Source organism: Afipia sp. GAS231, assembly GCF_900103365.1.
Taxonomy (GTDB): domain Bacteria; phylum Pseudomonadota; class Alphaproteobacteria; order Rhizobiales; family Xanthobacteraceae; genus Bradyrhizobium.
The window spans coordinates 3,560,410-3,576,305 of record NZ_LT629703.1 but is presented as its reverse complement, the minus strand read 5'-3'; the positions used below and the strand labels follow the sequence as shown (position 1 = coordinate 3,576,305).

17 protein-coding genes and 1 tRNA gene are annotated in these 15,896 nt (G+C 63.2%); 5 read left to right on the top strand and 13 right to left on the bottom strand.

What is annotated here, in order from left to right; all coding sequences use genetic code 11:
• Positions 1-30: 30 nt before the first annotated feature.
• From BLS26_RS16870 to BLS26_RS16860, 3 genes are read left to right on the top strand one after another with little or no spacing between them, the layout of a single operon-like run.
• Positions 31-834 carry an SDR family NAD(P)-dependent oxidoreductase gene (locus BLS26_RS16870; RefSeq protein WP_092518133.1) on the top strand — a complete coding sequence of 268 codons (804 nt, stop codon included), beginning with the start codon at positions 31-33 and terminating at the stop codon, positions 832-834.
• 38 nt (positions 835-872) lie between these two features.
• The gene (locus BLS26_RS16865) at positions 873-1,994 is read left to right on the top strand and encodes a DUF5938 domain-containing protein (protein ID WP_092512930.1); all 1,122 of its coding nucleotides are present in this window, start codon (positions 873-875) and stop codon (positions 1,992-1,994) included.
• A gap of 56 nt (positions 1,995-2,050) precedes the next feature.
• Positions 2,051-3,598, top strand: a complete 1,548-nt coding sequence (locus BLS26_RS16860; RefSeq protein ID WP_092512928.1) for an AMP-binding protein — start codon at positions 2,051-2,053, stop codon at positions 3,596-3,598.
• Here BLS26_RS16860 and BLS26_RS16855 read toward each other — a convergent pair.
• From BLS26_RS16855 to BLS26_RS16810, 10 genes are all read right to left on the bottom strand, one after another.
• Positions 3,550-4,710 carry an IS30 family transposase gene (locus BLS26_RS16855; RefSeq protein WP_092508156.1) on the bottom strand — a complete coding sequence of 387 codons (1,161 nt, stop codon included), beginning with the start codon at positions 4,708-4,710 and terminating at the stop codon, positions 3,550-3,552. The genes BLS26_RS16860 and BLS26_RS16855 overlap by 49 nt on opposite strands.
• Before the next feature lie 209 nt (positions 4,711-4,919).
• The gene (locus tag BLS26_RS16850; protein WP_092512926.1) at positions 4,920-5,429 is read right to left on the bottom strand and encodes a GNAT family N-acetyltransferase; all 510 of its coding nucleotides are present in this window, start codon (positions 5,427-5,429) and stop codon (positions 4,920-4,922) included.
• A gap of 138 nt (positions 5,430-5,567) precedes the next feature.
• A complete protein-coding gene (locus BLS26_RS16845; RefSeq protein WP_092512924.1) occupies positions 5,568-5,834 on the bottom strand; it encodes a DUF1150 domain-containing protein in 267 nt (88 codons plus the stop codon).
• Positions 5,835-5,886: 52 nt separating this feature from the next.
• Positions 5,887-6,312, bottom strand: coding sequence for an Hsp20 family protein (locus BLS26_RS16840; protein WP_028347911.1), 426 nt, complete (start codon positions 6,310-6,312; stop codon positions 5,887-5,889).
• A gap of 209 nt (positions 6,313-6,521) precedes the next feature.
• A complete protein-coding gene (locus BLS26_RS16835; protein ID WP_092512922.1) occupies positions 6,522-7,613 on the bottom strand; it encodes a sn-glycerol-3-phosphate import ATP-binding protein UgpC in 1,092 nt (363 codons plus the stop codon).
• 18 nt (positions 7,614-7,631) lie between these two features.
• Positions 7,632-8,480, bottom strand: coding sequence for a sn-glycerol-3-phosphate ABC transporter permease UgpE (gene ugpE, locus BLS26_RS16830; RefSeq protein WP_092512920.1), 849 nt, complete (start codon positions 8,478-8,480; stop codon positions 7,632-7,634).
• Positions 8,480-9,361, bottom strand: coding sequence for a sn-glycerol-3-phosphate ABC transporter permease UgpA (ugpA, locus tag BLS26_RS16825; RefSeq protein WP_092512918.1), 882 nt, complete (start codon positions 9,359-9,361; stop codon positions 8,480-8,482). The genes ugpE and ugpA overlap by 1 nt, the downstream gene beginning before the upstream one ends.
• A gap of 66 nt (positions 9,362-9,427) precedes the next feature.
• Positions 9,428-10,741 (bottom strand): sn-glycerol-3-phosphate ABC transporter substrate-binding protein UgpB, encoded by a 1,314-nt coding sequence (gene ugpB, locus BLS26_RS16820; protein WP_092512916.1) that lies wholly within the window; start codon positions 10,739-10,741, stop codon positions 9,428-9,430.
• A 298-nt stretch (positions 10,742-11,039) separates the two neighbouring features.
• Positions 11,040-12,245, bottom strand: coding sequence for a CaiB/BaiF CoA-transferase family protein (locus BLS26_RS16815; protein WP_092512914.1), 1,206 nt, complete (start codon positions 12,243-12,245; stop codon positions 11,040-11,042).
• A gap of 154 nt (positions 12,246-12,399) precedes the next feature.
• Entirely contained in the window at positions 12,400-12,825 is a 426-nt protein-coding gene (locus BLS26_RS16810; RefSeq protein ID WP_092518132.1) for an organic hydroperoxide resistance protein, read from the bottom strand.
• A 168-nt stretch (positions 12,826-12,993) separates the two neighbouring features.
• Between BLS26_RS16810 and BLS26_RS16805 the strand changes: the two genes are divergently transcribed.
• Complete coding sequence (locus BLS26_RS16805) at positions 12,994-13,452, top strand: MarR family winged helix-turn-helix transcriptional regulator (RefSeq protein ID WP_092518131.1); 459 nt, start codon at positions 12,994-12,996, stop codon at positions 13,450-13,452.
• Between the two features lie 10 nt (positions 13,453-13,462).
• Here the strand turns inward: BLS26_RS16805 and BLS26_RS16800 are convergent, their stop codons facing one another.
• From BLS26_RS16800 to BLS26_RS16790, 3 genes are all read right to left on the bottom strand, one after another.
• A complete protein-coding gene (locus BLS26_RS16800) occupies positions 13,463-13,702 on the bottom strand; it encodes a GIY-YIG nuclease family protein (protein WP_092512912.1) in 240 nt (79 codons plus the stop codon).
• Between the two features lie 141 nt (positions 13,703-13,843).
• Positions 13,844-13,919: transfer RNA gene (locus BLS26_RS16795), tRNA-Ala, on the bottom strand.
• A 69-nt stretch (positions 13,920-13,988) separates the two neighbouring features.
• Positions 13,989-14,408 (bottom strand): TIGR02300 family protein, encoded by a 420-nt coding sequence (locus BLS26_RS16790; RefSeq protein WP_092512910.1) that lies wholly within the window; start codon positions 14,406-14,408, stop codon positions 13,989-13,991.
• Between the two features lie 143 nt (positions 14,409-14,551).
• On the opposite strand from BLS26_RS16790, the gene aroA reads away from it, so the two are divergent.
• Complete coding sequence (gene aroA, locus BLS26_RS16785; RefSeq protein WP_172804619.1) at positions 14,552-15,889, top strand: 3-phosphoshikimate 1-carboxyvinyltransferase; 1,338 nt, start codon at positions 14,552-14,554, stop codon at positions 15,887-15,889.
• The last annotated feature ends 7 nt before the right edge of the window (positions 15,890-15,896 follow it).

Genomic DNA, 15,896 nt, shown 5'->3' with positions numbered 1-15,896 from the left:
GATCAATCACCAGCAACGGAGGAGTACGTCATGAGTGGGAAGAGCCTTGCAGGCAAGAAAGCCCTGGTCACCGGTGGCGCCCGAGGGATTGGCGCTGCGATTGCGCAAGCGCTGGCACGGGCCGGCGCCTCGATCATGATCGGCGACATCCTGGACGACGCCGGCAAGGCCAGCGCTGCGGCCATCGCCAAGGAAGGCGTCGCGACAGGATTCGTCCAGCTCGACGTCACCGATGACGCGCAATGGGAGAGGGCCGTGGCCGCGACGGTCTCCACGCTCGGCGGCTACGACATCCTCATCAACAACGCCGGCATCGAGATCACCTCTCTGGTCAGCGAGGTCAGGGCCGAGGACGCGCGGCGGATGTGCGACGTCAACATCGTCGGCACCGTGCTCGGCATGAAGCACGCCTTCCGCGCGATGCGGCCCGGCGGCGCCGCCGGCAAGGGCGGCGCGGTCGTCAACATCGCCTCCGTCGCGGCAACGATCGCCTTTCCGAGCATCGCGGTCTATTCGGGCACCAAATCCGCGGTCGACCGCATGACGCGGGTCGGGGCGATGGAAGCCGGCAAGCTCGGCTACGGCGTGCGCGTCAACTGCATCTATCCGGGCTTGATACCGACCGACATGGGCCTGCAGCTCGCCAATGACATCGTCAAGGTCGGGCTCGCGCCTGACGTCAACGCAGCGGTGGGTTCGGTGGTGGAGCAAACCCCGCTCGGCCGCCTCGCTGAGGTCAGCGACATCGGCGACGCCGCAGTGTTCCTGTGCTCGAACGAGGCGCGCTTCATCACCGGCATCGGACTGCCGGTCGACGGCGGCATGGGCATGTAACAACGAGCCAAACAGAAAATCATTTCGGAGGATACGACATGAGTGAGAAGAAGCCCGTCGTCGTCTACGGCGTGTCCGGCTATACCGGCCGCCTGGTCTGCGAGTACCTGCGCGAGTACAACATCCCCTTCATTGCCGCGGGCCGCGATGCCGCCAAGGTGAAGGCGGTGGTGGAGAAGATCCCCGGCATCGAGACCGCCGACTACGAAGTCGTAGGCGTGGAGCATACGGTCGAGGCACTGACAAAACTGTTCAGGGGAGCCAGGGTCGTCAGCAACATGGTCGGCCCGTTCATCAAGCATGGATCGGAGGTCGTGGAGGCCGCGCTGCAGGCTGGTTGCCACTACACCGACACGACGGGCGAGCAGGACTGGGTCCTGCACGCGCAGGAGCGCTGGGGCGCCAAGTTCGCCGAGAAAGGCCTGCTGCTGTCGCCGAACCTCGCGCAGATGTACACCACCGGCGAAATCGCCGCCAACATTTGCCTGGAAACGCCGGGCCTCGACACCCTCGACATCCTGGTGTTCTGGAAGGGCTTTCCGACTTACGCCTCGACGCAGACGATTTTCACCATCCTCAAGGCGAACTGGTACTACCTCGAGCAGAACAAGTTCGTCGAATGGGACGTCACCGCGCGCGCCGACGTCGTGGTGCCCGGCCAGCACGAGACCGCGATCGCGGTGCCGTGGGGCGGCACCGCGCATCCAGTCTGGTTCAAGAACGATCCGCGCGTGAGCAACTGCCGGGTGCTCGGCGGCGTTCTCGCCCGCCCGGTGATGGAAGGCGTGGTGCAGACCACGCAGATGGTGAAGGAGAAGATCAAGCCGTTGCCGCCGGCGGAGCAGGAAAAGGCGCTCGCCGACATCGCCGCCACCTTGCAGGCCTCGATGCCGCCACGCGAGAATCCGCGCATCAACACCTCGATCGATTCGGTCTACGCGTCCGGGCCGCTCGGTCGTGCGCATTGCGTGATCCACGGCAACTGCAACTACAAGCAGACCGGCATGCTGCAGGCCTATGCGGCGTTCGCGCTGCTGCAACAGCCGCCGAAGCGGACCGGCTTTGCATCGGGATGCCAGGCGTTCGGGTATCGCGAACTGCTCGGCCAGTTGCGCAGCTTCGGGCTGGTCAGCAAGCCGATCGTGACCGTGCACGACTGAGTTGATCGCGGGTGGTGCGGCCCCGCGCCACCCGCCTTTGCCCAACAGGATTGATCATGCGCTTCATCGATTACCTCGACAAAGGCGCGTCGCTGGGCGCCGACGCGCCTTGCCTGACCATGGACGGACGCGACCTCAGCTATCGCGAGGTGCAGCGGCTGAGCTGCCGGATCGCGCGCGGGCTCGCTGGATCTGATATCGCGGCCGGGGAGAAAGTTGCGATCCTCTCCGGCAACGACCCGCTCGCCTTTGCCTGCGTGTTCGGCATTTCGCGCGCAGGTGCGGTCTGGTGTCCGATCAATCCGCGCAACGAGGCAGCCGAGAACAGGTTCATCCTCGACCAGTTCGACTGCAGCCTGCTGCTGTTTCATTCGAGCTTCGCCGCGATGGTCGAAGCGGTGCGCTCCGAACTGCCGAAGCTGCGCGCGCTGGTCTGCCTCGATGCCGAGCTGCCGTTCGCGCGCTCATTCGAAAGCTGGCTGTCCGGCGTCGCCGACGACCATTATCAGCGCGCGCCGGTCGACGACCTCGCGATGATCCCGGGCACCGGCGGGACCACCGGCAAGCCCAAGGGCGTCATGCTGTCGGGGCGCAACATCGAGGCCATGACCGCGCTGACGCTGATGGGATACCCGTTCAAGGGCCGCCCGGTCTATCTCGCGCTGGCGCCGCTGACCCATGCCGCTGGCGTGCTCTGTTTCCCGATCATGGCGCTCGGCGGCCGCATCGTGATTATGCACCACCCCGATATCGGCGAATTCCTCGAATTGATCGAGCGCTATCGCGTCACCCACACGTTCCTGCCGCCGACCGTGATCTACATGCTGCTCGATCATCCGAAGCTCGATTCCGCGAAACTCTCCTCGCTGCAATGCTTCTGGTATGGCGCGGCGCCGATATCGGCCGCGCGGCTTGCGGAGGCGTTGCGGCGAATCGGGCCGATGGCACAGCTTTTCGGGCAGACCGAAGCGCCGATGATGATCTCGATGATGGCGCCCGACGCGCACTACCATCCCGACGGCACGGTCGCGATGGAGCGGCTGTCCTCGGCCGGGCGGATCAGCCCGCTGGTCCAGGCCGGGATCATGGATGCCGATGGCAATCTGTTGCCTGAGGGAGAGCGCGGCGAGATCGTGGTGCGCGGCTCGCTGGTCATGGAGGGATACTACAAAAATCCCGAGGCCACGGCGGAGGCTTCGGCGCACGGCTGGCACCACACCGGCGACATCGGCTACATCGATGGCGACGGCTACCTGTATATCGTCGACCGCGCCAAGGACATGATCATTACTGGTGGCTTCAACGTCTACTCGATCGAAGTCGAGAACGCGCTGCGGGCCCATGAGGCGGTGCAGGACTGCGCCGTGATCGGCCTGCCCGATGACAAATGGGGCGAGCGGATCGTCGCGGTGGTGCAGCCTCGCGCCGGCCACAGCATCGATGCGTCAGCGCTGGCCGCCTTCGTCAAGCAGCGGGTCGGCAGTATCAAGACGCCGAAGCAGATCGAAATCTGGGACGACCTTCCGCGATCCAAGGTCGGGAAAGTCCGGCGGGTTCAACTGATCGCTGCAACACATTCTGCGAACTTCTCAGCTGGGGTCTGATAGAGCAAGGTCTTTCGAGGCCTTTCATTGAGCTGCCGTGCGATGGCGCTGAGCTTGGCTTGGCTGTGCAAGGACAGATCGGTACCCCGCGGAAGGTACTGGCGCAGCAATCTGTTGGTGTTTTCGCTTGAGCCGCGCTGCCAAGGAGACCGAGGGTCACAAAAATAGACCTCGACCTCGGTGGCCAATGTCAGGCGCTGATGGTCGGCAAGCTCTTTGCCTCTGTCCCAGGTCAGCGACCGGTAAAGTTCGCCAGGCAATCGCTGCGATTGCTTGATCAGTGCCGAGACGACGCTTTCTGTATCCTTGTTAGCAACCTTGACCAGCATCACGTAGCGCGAATGACGCTCCACAAGCGTTGCAATATAGCTATTTCTCGACCCGCCGATCAGATCGCCTTCCCAATGACCGGGGACCGCACGATCGTCGACCGACGGCGGTCGTTCGCTGATGGATACAGCGTTCTTGATCTGGCCGAGCCCGTTCCGCTTCATGCTGGCGTGCCTGGATCGGCGGACCGTGCGCCTCGCCCTCAGGTGCTCAAGAAGCTCCTTTTTCAGCACGCCACGCGCCTGAATGAACAGGCTGCGATAGATCGTCTCGTGTGACACCTGCTTTTGAGGCTCCACCGGATATGTGCGTTTTAGCCAGCCGGCAATCTGCTCGGGTGACCATTGCCGCCGCAGCAGGGTCGATACTGTCCGCCTCAGGAACGGACGGCAAGCCAGCTTGCAAAGCTTCGGACGCCGCGCCCGATCCCAGGCGGCCTGATCGGACCCGGCAGCCCGATAGCGATCCGCCCCGCCATTGCGCTGGACTTCACGGCTGATGGTTGACGGAGATCGTCCCAAGTGGCGCGCGATCGATCGCAGCGAGCAGCGCATGCTAAGCCATCGAGAGATCTCCTCTCGTTCAGAAAGGCTGAGCGCCTGTTTGGCTCGGCACCGATCCGGAGGGCGGATGCCACCCGTTGGCGAGATCACAGAGAAGACAGAAGAGGACTCCCGGTCAAACCGGCGCCCGATTGAACTCATTGGCTCGCCGGCTTGCCAGCGATCCCAGATCTCGGACCGCTGAGCCGCCGAGTAATAAATGCGACGTCGCTGTTTCATGTCCACACTCCATCTTTGCTAAAAGACTAGAGTGTTGCGCTGACCAATTGAGCCCGCCCCTGAAGCCGGACATTCGCGCGCGGCTGGCCGATCGATCAGGCAGCCCGGGCGTGCCCTCATAAGGGCTTTGAAAAAAGCGCGGGCCGCCTCGCGGCTGTCGGTCAGCATGTGCCGTCGGCGAGCGGCGCAAAGCGAACCGGCGGGTGCCGCTACCCGGTCAGATCGCGCGACAGATACCGTACCGTTCTGCTGCCATTGTAGACGCTCGCGACGCCGACCTCGGCGAAACCCAATGCCGCATGAAAAGCGTCGGATGCCGGGTTTGGCGGGTTCTGGTTGACCTCGCAGACGACGCGGTCGTGCCCCATGCGACTGGCGTGTTCGAACAGGTCGTCATAGAGCCTTCGCGCGCAGCCGCGTCCGCGCGCTGACGAAGCGACCACGATGCGGTCCACGTAGACGAAGCGCGGATAGCGCGCGCGAAACCAGAGGAAGTTGGGACTGTCGTAACGGGCGTCCTGGTCGAACGCGAGCAGGAAGGCGTCGAGCTCCCCAATGCGTCGCGCCACCAACGCCTCGCGGACGAGGTCTTCAAGCCGTGCCGGCTCCAGCCAGGATAGCTCTCGCGCATGCGCGTTGTTGAGCGCGAGCAGCGTTCGTCCCAGCGGCTGCGTTTGCGAAACCTCCGCTGCGGCGACGGAATGTATTTCGTGATTCATGCGATCTCTTGGCGACAGGTCTACCGTGCGTGTAGGTAGCCTTCACGAAGGCAAAAAAATACGCGGGCGCTTCCCGGTCAAGGGAGCATGCCCGCGTATCGCGAATTCCTGTCGCGGCGCTAGGCGCCGCAGCCACCCTCAGTGCACGCTGACGGCTTGAAGCTCGTTGCTCCAGGCGTTGGCGACGGCCGCTTCGCGGCTGTCGGTCAGCATGATCGGGGTGCCGTCGGCGGCATGCAGCGCGAATAGCTTCAGTCCCGGCGCGATCTTCGGCGCCTGGGGGAAAAGCCCCGGCACGTCCTCGGAACGGACCTGCTTCACGTAGGCGATATGGCCTTCACCAAGATGGGCCAGCGCCTCGATGGAAACCCTTTCCGGTTCGAACGTCACACTCACTTCACTCATGGTCTCGACTCCTTCAGTCAGATTAAGCGGTCGAGTCCGCTACTGGTTCCTATTATTCGTGCTCATTGATAGCGATTGTCTTAACGACCCTTTCAGGCTCCGGCCTGGCCAGGTCGATCGACAACAGCCCGTTTTTCAGATCCGCGCCCAGCACCTGCATCCCCTCCGCCAGCACGAAGGTGCGCTGGAAGTGGCGCGCGGCGATGCCGCGATGGATGTATTGCCGGGCCTTGTCGTCCTGCTGGCGGCCCCGGATCACGAGCTGGTTTTCCTCAATGGTTACATCGAGTTGGTCACGGGTAAATCCCGCCACCGCCAGCGTGATGCGCAAACGTTCAGGCTGACCGTTGGCGCGATCACAGCGCTCGATGTTGTAGGGAGGATAACCGTCGGCGCCTTTGACGACGCGATCGAGCGCACGCTCGATTTCGTCGAACCCAAGCAGGAACGGACTAGATAACGAAGGAACACGAGACATCACAAAGTCCTCTCGAAGCGACTTTGAGGGGCCCTTGCGGCACCCCATGCAACCGGCCGGCGGATCTGCTACCCGGTCAATGAGCAATATGGGGGTGATTTGAGGAGGCTTCAAGTCCCTCAGGAAGCTGCGTAAATCAGCCGCGGATGGCGGTTTCCGTCGTTCCGGGCATCGCGCAGCGATAAACCCGGAACCCTAAGATTCCCTGTCTACCCGCCCACCCGCTTGCGGCCGTCGGCGGTAAACAGATGCAACTTGTCGGGTGCGGCCACCGCCCTGATTCGCTCGCCGATGGCAGGGCCGATCGCGCCGGGAATCCGCACGATCACCTCGCCCGGCGGCAGTTCGCCGGGGTTGGCGGCGATCTCCGGCGCGTCTTTCTGCCGCGTGCCGTAGATGAAGGTTTCGGCGCCGACGCGCTCGATCGCTTCCACGGTGAGGCCGAGCACGACGCTGCCGGCCACATTCTCGTTCGAAATGACAAAATCCTCGGGCCGGATTCCGAGGATGCCGGCCTCATTGAGACGGCTGTCGCCGGCCAGTTGCGATTTGAGTTCATCCGATCGCAGCGGCATCAGGTTCATCGGCGGGGCGCCGATGAAGGAAGCGACGAAGGTGGTCGCGGGCTTCTGGTAGATGTCGAGCGGATTGCCGATCTGCTCGACCTGGCCGCCGTTCATGACGACAAGAATGTCGGCCAGCGTCATCGCTTCGAGCTGGTCGTGGGTAACATAGATCGAGGTCGTGCTCAGGCGGCGTTGCAGCTTGCGGATCTCGACCCGCATCGCGATGCGCAGCTTGGCGTCGAGGTTCGACAGCGGCTCGTCGAACAGAAATACCTTTGGCTGACGCACGATGGCGCGGCCCATCGCCACGCGCTGGCGCTGGCCGCCGGACAATTGCCGCGGCTTGCGGTCGAGCATGGCGCCGAGTTCGAGAATACGCGCGGCTTCCTGCACGCGGGTGTCGATCTCGGGCTCCTTCATGCCGCGGTTGCGCAGGCCGTAGGCCATGTTGTTGTAGACCGTCATGTGCGGATACAGCGCATAGTTCTGGAACACCATCGCGATATCGCGCTCGGCCGGCTCGATCTGGTTGACGACGCGACCGCCGATATCGATCTCGCCGCCGGAGATGGTTTCGAGTCCCGCGACCATGCGCAGCAACGTCGACTTGCCGCAGCCGGACGGGCCGACCAGCACGCAGAACTGGCCGTCGCCGACGTCGAAGTTGATGCCCTTGATGGCCTCAAAACCCCCGGCATAGGTCTTGCGGACGTTGCGCAGCGTTACGTTAGCCATGAGCGGCGACTCGCTTCCTCATTTTTCCGTCTCGACCAATCCGCGCACGAACAGCCGCTGCATGAACACGACGACGGCGACCGGCGGCAGCATCGCCAGAATGGCGGTTGCCATCGCGAGCTGCCATTCGGCGAGTTCGTCTGTCGTGTACAGCATCCTCTTGATGCCGGTGACGATGGTCTGCATCGAATCCTGCGTGGTGATCAAAAGCGGCCACAGATATTGATTCCAGCCGTAGATGAACTGGATCACGAACAAAGCCGCGATCGTTGTCACCGACAATGGCAGCAACGTATCCCAGAAGAACCGGAACGGCCCCGCGCCGTCGATGCGTGACGCTTCCAGCAGCTCTTCCGGGATCGTCATGAAGAACTGCCGGAACAGCAGCGTGCCGGTGGCTGATGCGATCAGCGGCAGGATCAGCCCGGCATAGGTGTCGAGCATGTGCAGGTCGGCGACCACCTTGTAGGTCGGGTAGATGCGCACTTCGACCGGCAGCATCAACGTGACGAAGATGATCCAGAACGCGGCTTTCCGGAACGGAAAGCGGAAATACACCACTGCATAGGCCGAGAGTACCGAAATGAAGATCTTGCCGAGCGCAATCCCGGTTGCCGAGATGAACGAATTCAGCAGCATGCGCCCGACCGGCTCCTGGCTGGCGCGCGACCCGCCGACGAAAACCGCGCGGTAGTAGTTTTCCAGCATATGGCCGCCCGGCGTCAGCGGCATGTTGCCGCCGACCACGGTGGCGGCGTCATGGGTCGAGGCGATCAGCGCGACGTAGACCGGAAAGGCGACGATGAAGACGCCCAGCGTCAGGATCGCATAGGCGATGATGTCGGTGAGCGGGCGGTGCTCGACCATCAGTACTGCACCTTGCGTTCGACGTACTTGAACTGGACCGCAGTCAACGCGATCACGATCACCATCAGGACCACCGACTGCGCGGCCGAGCCGCCGAGATCGCCGCCGAGCCGGCCGTCGGCAAACACCTTGTAGACCATGGTGGTGGTGGCGCCGGCCGGGCCGCCGCTGGTGACGGCGTCGATGATGCCGAACGTATCGAAGAAGACATAGACAACGTTGACGACCAGCAGGAAGAAGGTGGTCGGCGACAGCAGCGGGAAAACAATGGTCCAGAACCGGCGCATCGGGCCGGCGCCGTCGATCGCGCCGGCCTCCAGCACGCTCTTCGGGATCGACTGCAGGCCTGCGAGAAAGAACAGGAAGTTATAGGAGATCTGCTTCCACACCGCGGCCATCACCACCAGCACCATGGCGTGATTGCCGTTCAGCAGCGGATTCCAGTCGAAATTCATCCAGCGCAGCGGCCGCGCCAGCGTGCCGAGCGTGGGGTGGAACATGAAGATCCAGAGCACGCCGGCGACCGCGGGCGCCACCGCATAAGGCCAGATCATCAGGGTCTTGTAGGCGCCGGCGGCTTTCAGGTTCTTGTCGGCCTGGGTTGCGAACAGCAGCGCGATCGAAAGCGACAACGCGGCGACCAGCGAGGAGAACACCAGCGTCGTCAGCATCGAAGCGTAATATTCGGGTTGGGCGAACAGCGTCTGGTAATTCTCCAGGCCGACGAATTCGGTATTGAGGCCGAACGCGTCCTCGCGCTGGAACGACTGCCAGACCGCCTGGCTCGCCGGCCAGTAGAAGAATACGAACGTGATGATGAGCTGCGGCACCAGCAGCAGATAGGGAAGCAGCTTGTTGTTGAAGACGACGGACTTTTCCATTCAACACGCTGTGTGATGCAAGGAGACGCTCCCTCTCCGGGCGGAGAGGGAGCTTTTGGCCTGCTGTTACTTTGCCGTCTTTTCGAACGTGCGCAACATGGCATTGCCACGTGCGACCGCCGCATCCAGCGCTTCCTGGGCGGTTTTCTTGCCGGCCAGGGCCGCCTCGATTTCCTCGGCCCAGAGGTCGCGCATCTGCACCATGTTGCCGAAGCGCAGGCCACGCGAATTCGTGGTTGGTTCCTTGTTGGTCAGTTCCTTCAGCGGCGTCTGCAGCGTCGGGTTCTTGTCGTAGAAGCCGTCCTTGACGGTCTTTTCATAGGCCGCCTTGGTGATCGGCAGGTAGCCGGATTCCTGGTGCAGCTTGGCCTGGCGGTCGGTGTCGGACAGGAACGTGAAGAACTTTGCGATGCCCTTGTATTCTTCAGGCTTCTTGCCGCCCATCACCCACAGCGAGGCACCCCCGATGATCGAGTTCTGCGGCGCGCCTTTGGCTTCGGGATAATAGGGCATCGGCGCCGAGGTGAAGTCGAACTTGGCGGTGCTCTTGGCGGTGGCGTAATAACCCGACGAGGTCAGGAAGATCGCGCATTCACCGGAAGCGAAGCGGTTTTCGCTTTTGTTTTCGCGGCCGGAATAGTCGTAGGTCTTGTCCTTCTGCAGATCGATCAGATTCTGCAGGTGCTTGACATGCAGCGGCGAGTTGAACTCGAGAACGGTGTCGAAACCGTCGAGCCCGTTGGCCTTGGTGCCGATCGGCACGTTATGCCAGGCGGAGAACTGCTCGATATGTGCCCAGGTCGCCCAGGCATTGGAGAAGCCGCAGGTGGCGTGGCCGGCCGCCTTCAGTTTCTTGGCGGCGTCGAACACTTCGGGCCAGGTCTTCGGAATCTCGGCGACGCCGGCCTTCTTCAATTCGTCCTTGTTGATCCACATCACCATCGACGACGAGTTGAAGGGGAACGACAGCATGTCGCCCTTCGAGGTCGAGTAGTAACCGGTGATCGCCGGCAGATAGTTCTTGGGGTCGAACGGCTCGCCGGCGTCCTTCATCAACTGGTAGACCGGCTTGATGGCACCGGTGGCACTCATCATCGTGGCGGTGCCGACTTCGAACACCTGAATGATGTGCGGCGCGGTGCCGGCGCGGAACGCGGCGATGCCGGCATTCATGGTGTCGGGATAGCTACCCTTGAAGGTCGGGACGACCTTGTAGTCGGGCTGGCTGGCGTTGAAATCCGCGGCAAGCTTGTTGACGATGTCGTTGTTGCCGCCAGTCATGGCGTGCCACCACTGGATTTCGGTCACAGCGTAGGCCGGCGTTGCGAGCGCCAGCGCAACAGTAACTGCCGCAGCTGCGCCGAATTGTCGAAATGCCATCAAATTCCTCCGGGTTGGGGCCGTCATCTTCGTTTCGCGCGATAACAGCGCCGGATGACGTATAAATGACCGTATAAGCGAAAGCACAGTATTGGGGAAGCGGGCGGCGAGGGAAGCCGTCAAATAGGCCAAGTCCCTGTCGCCCCTGCCTAGTGCGCAATTGCGCACGGGCGCAGGCGCCCATAGCCACCGGCCGGCGTGTGGGCAGAGGCGATTGCCATAGTGCCCAAAGCAAAAGCCTCGGCGTATGGGTCCCTGCCCCCGTGCGCAATTGCGCACTAGGCAGGGACGACAACGATCAGCGCTTGCGCTCGGATCCGCAGACCGCGCCCTTGGCGATCAGGGACTCGATTTCGCTCTTGGAATAGCCGAACTCGCCCAGCACCTCGGATGTGTGCTGGCTGAATTTCGGCGGCGTGCGGCGCAGGCTCGCCTTGGTCCGGTCGAGCCGGATCGGGGAGGCGACACCCTTGTACCAATCCTTGGCGATGACGTCGCCGCGATGGATGGTGTGCGGATTGGTCAATGCCTGGTCGATCTTCTGCACCGGACCTGCAGGCAGGCCGGCCGCCAGCAGGCGGTTGCACAGCGGCTCGGCCTCGTACTGGCTGAACACCGCCGCGAGTTCGGCGCGCAGCGCATCGCGGTTGGCGATGCGGTCCTTGTTGCGGGCAAAGCGCGGATCGGTGCCGAGTTCGGGCTTGCCGATCTCCTTGGCCAGCTTGCGGAAGGTGCCGTCATTGCCGACGCCGATGAAGATGTTGTCGGTCTTGGTCGGAAAGGTCGCGTACGGCACCAGGTTGGGATGCTCGTTGCCGGTAAGATTCGGCGGCTTGCCGTGCATGAAATAATTCGCGGCATGCGGATGCATGACGGCAAGCCCGGTCTCGTACAGGGTTGTCTCGAGAAACTGGCCGAGCCCTGAACGCTGCCGCTCCGACAGCGCCATCAGGATGCCGATCGCGGCATAGAGCCCTGTCGTGATGTCGACGACGGGCACGCCGATGCGCATCGGGCCGCTTTCCGGCGAGCCGGTGGCGGCGATCATGCCGGTCATGGCCTGGATAATCGCGTCATAGCCGGGATTGCCGCCGCGCGGGCCGTCGGCGCCGAAGCCGGAAATCCGGCAGTGCACCAGCCGTGGAAATTTCGCGCGCAGCACGTCGTTGCCGATGCCCCACTTGTCGAGCGTGCCCGGCTTGAAATTCTCGATCAGGACGTCGGCCGTCTCCAGCATCTTCATCAGCACCGCGCGGCCGCCCTCGGAGGCGAGGTCGAGCCCGATCGAACGCTTGTTGCGGTTGATACCGACGAAATAGGCCGCGTCTTCGTCGTGGAACGGAGGGCCCCAGTCGCGCACCTCGTCGCCGGCGGGCGGCTCGACCTTGATCACGTCGGCGCCGTGGTCGGCCAGGATTTGCGTGCAATAGGGGCCGCCGAGCACGCGCGTGAGATCGACCACGCGCAGGCCGGTCATCGCGCCGGGAGCCGCTTCAGAACTCATGGAAACAACCTTCGCTCAGGACAATAATGGAATTCCTGAGCTAGCGGTCTTCGCGCGTGGCGGCAATGGTTTCGGGCGCACGGCCCTATGCTGCGCCGATCCGCGACGCGGAAAATGGCCCGCCGCTATCAGCGGCGGGCCATCCGGAATGTCGTTACACAACCGTCAGGCGCACATCCACATTGCCGCGCGTGGCGTTGGAATAGGGGCACACCTGGTGGGCTTTCTCGACCAGAGCTTCCGCGTCCGCACGGGCAAGGCCGGGCAGCGAGACGGCGAGGTCGATGTCGAGGCCAAAACCGCCGGCCGAACGCGGTCCGATTCCCACCGTGGAGGTCACCGAGGCGTCAGCAGGTACCTTGGGGCCGCCCTGGGAGGCGACGAATTTCATCGCCCCGATGAAGCAGGCGGCATAGCCGGCCGCGAACAGTTGCTCGGGATTGTTGCCGGCGCCATCGCCGCCGCCGAGTTCCTTCGGGGTGGTCAGCTTGACGTTGAGCGATCCGTCGAGGGTCGCAGCGCTGCCATCGCGGCCGCCGGTCGCCTTGGCGCTGGTCTTGTAGAGCACGTTCACGGACATGGTCATCTCCCTTTGGGTTTGCCGTTTCGACGCCGTATATATTGCAGACAATTAGATTGTGTGCAATATATAAATCATTGGCTCACATTTAATTGTTCGCAATTGAATGCCGGGACGCCCTGGCCCACAATGGGCCGCAAGGCTGATCGGGCGGTTCGAGGATACATCATGGCACGGAAACCGGCGGCGGACTGGCCGCTGCAACTGGACAATCAAATCTGCTTCGCGGTCTATTCGACCGCGCATGCGTTCAACCGTGTCTACAAGCCGCTGCTCGATCGCTTGGGGCTGACCTATCCGCAATATCTGGTCATGCTGGTGTTATGGGAGCGTGACGACGTGCCGCTCAAGGACATCGGCGAGCGGCTGTTTCTGGATTCCGGGACGCTAACGCCGCTGCTGAAACGAATGGAGGCGGCCGACCTCATCAAGCGCACCCGCAGCACCGCGGACGAACGCCAGGTGCTGATCGCGCTGACGCCGAAGGGGCAGGCGTTGAAGGAAAAAGCCAGGGCGGTGCCGGAGGGGATTTTGGCGAGTTCGGCCTGTTCGCTCGGGGAATTGTCGGCGATCAAGAATGAGATCGTGGCGTTGCGTGATCGGTTGAATGCGGCGCTGGGGGAGTAGGGCGGGCCGGTCAGAGGCGTTTTTTGGCGAAGGCGCGGCCGGAGTGAGATTTGAGGTATTTCTCGAAGGCCAGCGCTTTGTACTTGTCTGGGAAGGCGCAGTACCACACCAATTCCCAAGGCTTGAATTTCGCGGTGTGCGCCGATTTGCCGGCGTTGTGTTCCGGTAGTCGGCGTTTCAAGTCCGCGGTGGCGCCGATGTACTCTTGCTCGGGAAAATTGATGCTGCGGATGATGTAGACGTACCACATACGTGCGCATCGTATCCGAGGGCGAAACTAGATCAGGGTACGTTTACCAGCCCGTCTTCGCCCTTCGGGCTACGCCGGGCACCACGCCTCGCCCTTCGGGCATCTCGTGGCTGCGCCACGCGAAGCCCGAAGGGCGAAGCGTGGTGGAGCCAGGCGGGATCGAACCGCCGACCTCTTGCATGCCATGCAAGCGCTCTCCCAGCTGAGCTATGGCCCCGTAACCTGTCGCACGCCTCAAATCAGTTGGCGTGCGGGCATGACCCTGAACCACAGTTCAGGGCCGATCTCAAGTCTCTTCGTCGCCGCCGACGTCACCAATGATGTCGGTCACGTCCTCATCGCCCTCTTCCTCGTCGGCAATGAAGGTCGAATCGTCGTCGTCATCGTCCTCGATGGTCTCGTCGATCTCGATATCGTCTTCCGATTCGGGAACCACGGCCTTGACCTTGCCGGTGGTCTCCTCGGCGTCGGCTTCCTCCAGCGACACCAATTCCTCGGCCTCTGCGGGCTCCGGCGTGTCGACAGCGGCGTTGGCGGCGGCAGCGGCGCGCGCGGCATCGCCACGGGCGGCCCGCGGCGGCGCCACCGGCGCGATCGGCACAACCTCGCCGGTATAGGGCGAAATCACCGGAGTCTTGTTCAAGTCATAGAACTTCTTACCCGTCGTCGGGCAAATACGTTTGGTTCCGAGATCGGATTTGGCCACGTGTGGAATCCTGGGAATTTCTGAAAAACGGTGCTTCACTTGGCTAGTTGAGGGGCCGGTGTCAATAGCGGTTTGAAGCATTTGCCGGCCGCGTGACGCCGTGTGGCTCATGTGATACTGCCCCCGGCGCAGAGGACACAATCTTGACCCATTCAACCGCCCCGACCCCGCTGGAATCCCGCGCCAGCGGTGCCCTGACCGGTAAAGTCCGCATTCCCGGCGACAAGTCGATTTCGCACCGGGCCCTCATTCTGGGGGCGCTTTCGGTCGGCGAAACCCGGGTTTCGGGCCTGCTCGAGGGCGAAGACGTCCTCAATACCGCCAAATCGATGCAGGCGCTGGGCGCCAAGGTCGAACGAACAGGGCCGTTTGCCTGGTCGGTCCGCGGCGTCGGCGTCGCCGGCTTCGCCCAGCCGGCTGCACCGCTCGATTTCGGCAATTCCGGCACCGGGTGCCGGCTGGTGATGGGGGCGGTGGCCGGTTGCCCGATTACGGCGGTGTTTGACGGCGACGCTTCGCTCCGCACCCGTCCGATGCGGCGGATTCTCGATCCGCTCGAACTGATGGGCGCCAAAACCGGCGAGGCCAAAGAGGGTGGCCGCCTGCCGCTGACGCTGCACGGCGCCCGCGATCCGCTGCCGATCCTGTACCGGACGCCGGTCGCGTCCGCCCAGATCAAATCGGCGGTGCTGCTGGCGGGACTCGCAGCACCCGGCGTCACCACCGTGATCGAGCAGGAAGCCAGCCGCGACCACACCGAACTGATGCTCAAGCATTTCGGCGCCGAGATCGTCTCCACGAATGAAGGCAGCCACGGGCGCAAAATCGCGCTCACCGGCCAGCCCGAACTGCACGGCGCCGAGGTCGTGGTGCCCGCGGACCCGTCGTCGGCGTCGTTCCCGATCGTGGCGGCGCTGATCGTCGAAGGCTCCGACATCGTATTCACAGACGTCATGACCAACCCGCTGCGCACCGGTCTGTTCACGACGCTGCGCGAGATGGGCGCGTCGATCGAGGAAAGCGAGGTCCGCGGCGACGCCGGTGAGCCGATGGCGCAATTGCGCGTGCGCGCCTCCAAATTGCGCGGCGTCGAGGTGCCGCCGGAGCGCGCGCCTTCGATGATCGACGAATATCTGGTGCTGGCGGTCGCGGCCGCGTTCGCCGAAGGCACAACGATCATGCGCGGCCTGCAGGAATTGCGCGTCAAGGAATCCGACCGTCTGGAAGCGACCGCCGACATGCTGCGCGTCAACGGCGTCAAGGTCGAGGTTTCCGGCGACGATCTGATCGTCGAAGGCCGCGGCCATGTGCCGGGCGGCGGCATTGTCGCCACCCACATGGATCACCGCATCGCGATGTCGGCACTGGTGATGGGGCTTGCTTCCGACAAGCCGGTCAAGGTGGACGACACCGCCTTCATCGCCACGTCGTTCCCGGATTTCATCCCGATGATGCGATCGCTGGGGGCTGATTTTTCCTAGCTGAGGA

Excerpts from the sequence above, each read along its gene's own strand:
- BLS26_RS16815 (WP_092512914.1), bottom strand. The coding sequence starts at position 12,245 with ATGAGTTCTGAAGCGGCTCCCGGCGCGATGACCGGCCTGCGCGTGGTC.
- BLS26_RS16860 (WP_092512928.1), top strand. The coding sequence starts at position 2,051 with ATGCGCTTCATCGATTACCTCGACAAAGGCGCGTCGCTGGGCGCCGAC.
- BLS26_RS16800 (WP_092512912.1), bottom strand. The coding sequence starts at position 13,702 with ATGTGGTACGTCTACATCATCCGCAGCATCAATTTTCCCGAGCAAGAG.
- BLS26_RS16850 (WP_092512926.1), bottom strand. The coding sequence starts at position 5,429 with ATGAATCACGAAATACATTCCGTCGCCGCAGCGGAGGTTTCGCAAACG.
- BLS26_RS16840 (WP_028347911.1), bottom strand. The coding sequence starts at position 6,312 with ATGTCTCGTGTTCCTTCGTTATCTAGTCCGTTCCTGCTTGGGTTCGAC.
- ugpE (WP_092512920.1), bottom strand. The coding sequence starts at position 8,480 with ATGGTCGAGCACCGCCCGCTCACCGACATCATCGCCTATGCGATCCTG.
- BLS26_RS16865 (WP_092512930.1), top strand. The coding sequence starts at position 873 with ATGAGTGAGAAGAAGCCCGTCGTCGTCTACGGCGTGTCCGGCTATACC.
- BLS26_RS16845 (WP_092512924.1), bottom strand. The coding sequence starts at position 5,834 with ATGAGTGAAGTGAGTGTGACGTTCGAACCGGAAAGGGTTTCCATCGAG.
- ugpA (WP_092512918.1), bottom strand. The coding sequence starts at position 9,361 with ATGGAAAAGTCCGTCGTCTTCAACAACAAGCTGCTTCCCTATCTGCTG.
- BLS26_RS16805 (WP_092518131.1), top strand. The coding sequence starts at position 12,994 with ATGGCACGGAAACCGGCGGCGGACTGGCCGCTGCAACTGGACAATCAA.
- ugpB (WP_092512916.1), bottom strand. The coding sequence starts at position 10,741 with ATGGCATTTCGACAATTCGGCGCAGCTGCGGCAGTTACTGTTGCGCTG.
- BLS26_RS16855 (WP_092508156.1), bottom strand. The coding sequence starts at position 4,710 with ATGAAACAGCGACGTCGCATTTATTACTCGGCGGCTCAGCGGTCCGAG.
- BLS26_RS16870 (WP_092518133.1), top strand. The coding sequence starts at position 31 with ATGAGTGGGAAGAGCCTTGCAGGCAAGAAAGCCCTGGTCACCGGTGGC.
- BLS26_RS16835 (WP_092512922.1), bottom strand. The coding sequence starts at position 7,613 with ATGGCTAACGTAACGCTGCGCAACGTCCGCAAGACCTATGCCGGGGGT.
- BLS26_RS16810 (WP_092518132.1), bottom strand. The coding sequence starts at position 12,825 with ATGTCCGTGAACGTGCTCTACAAGACCAGCGCCAAGGCGACCGGCGGC.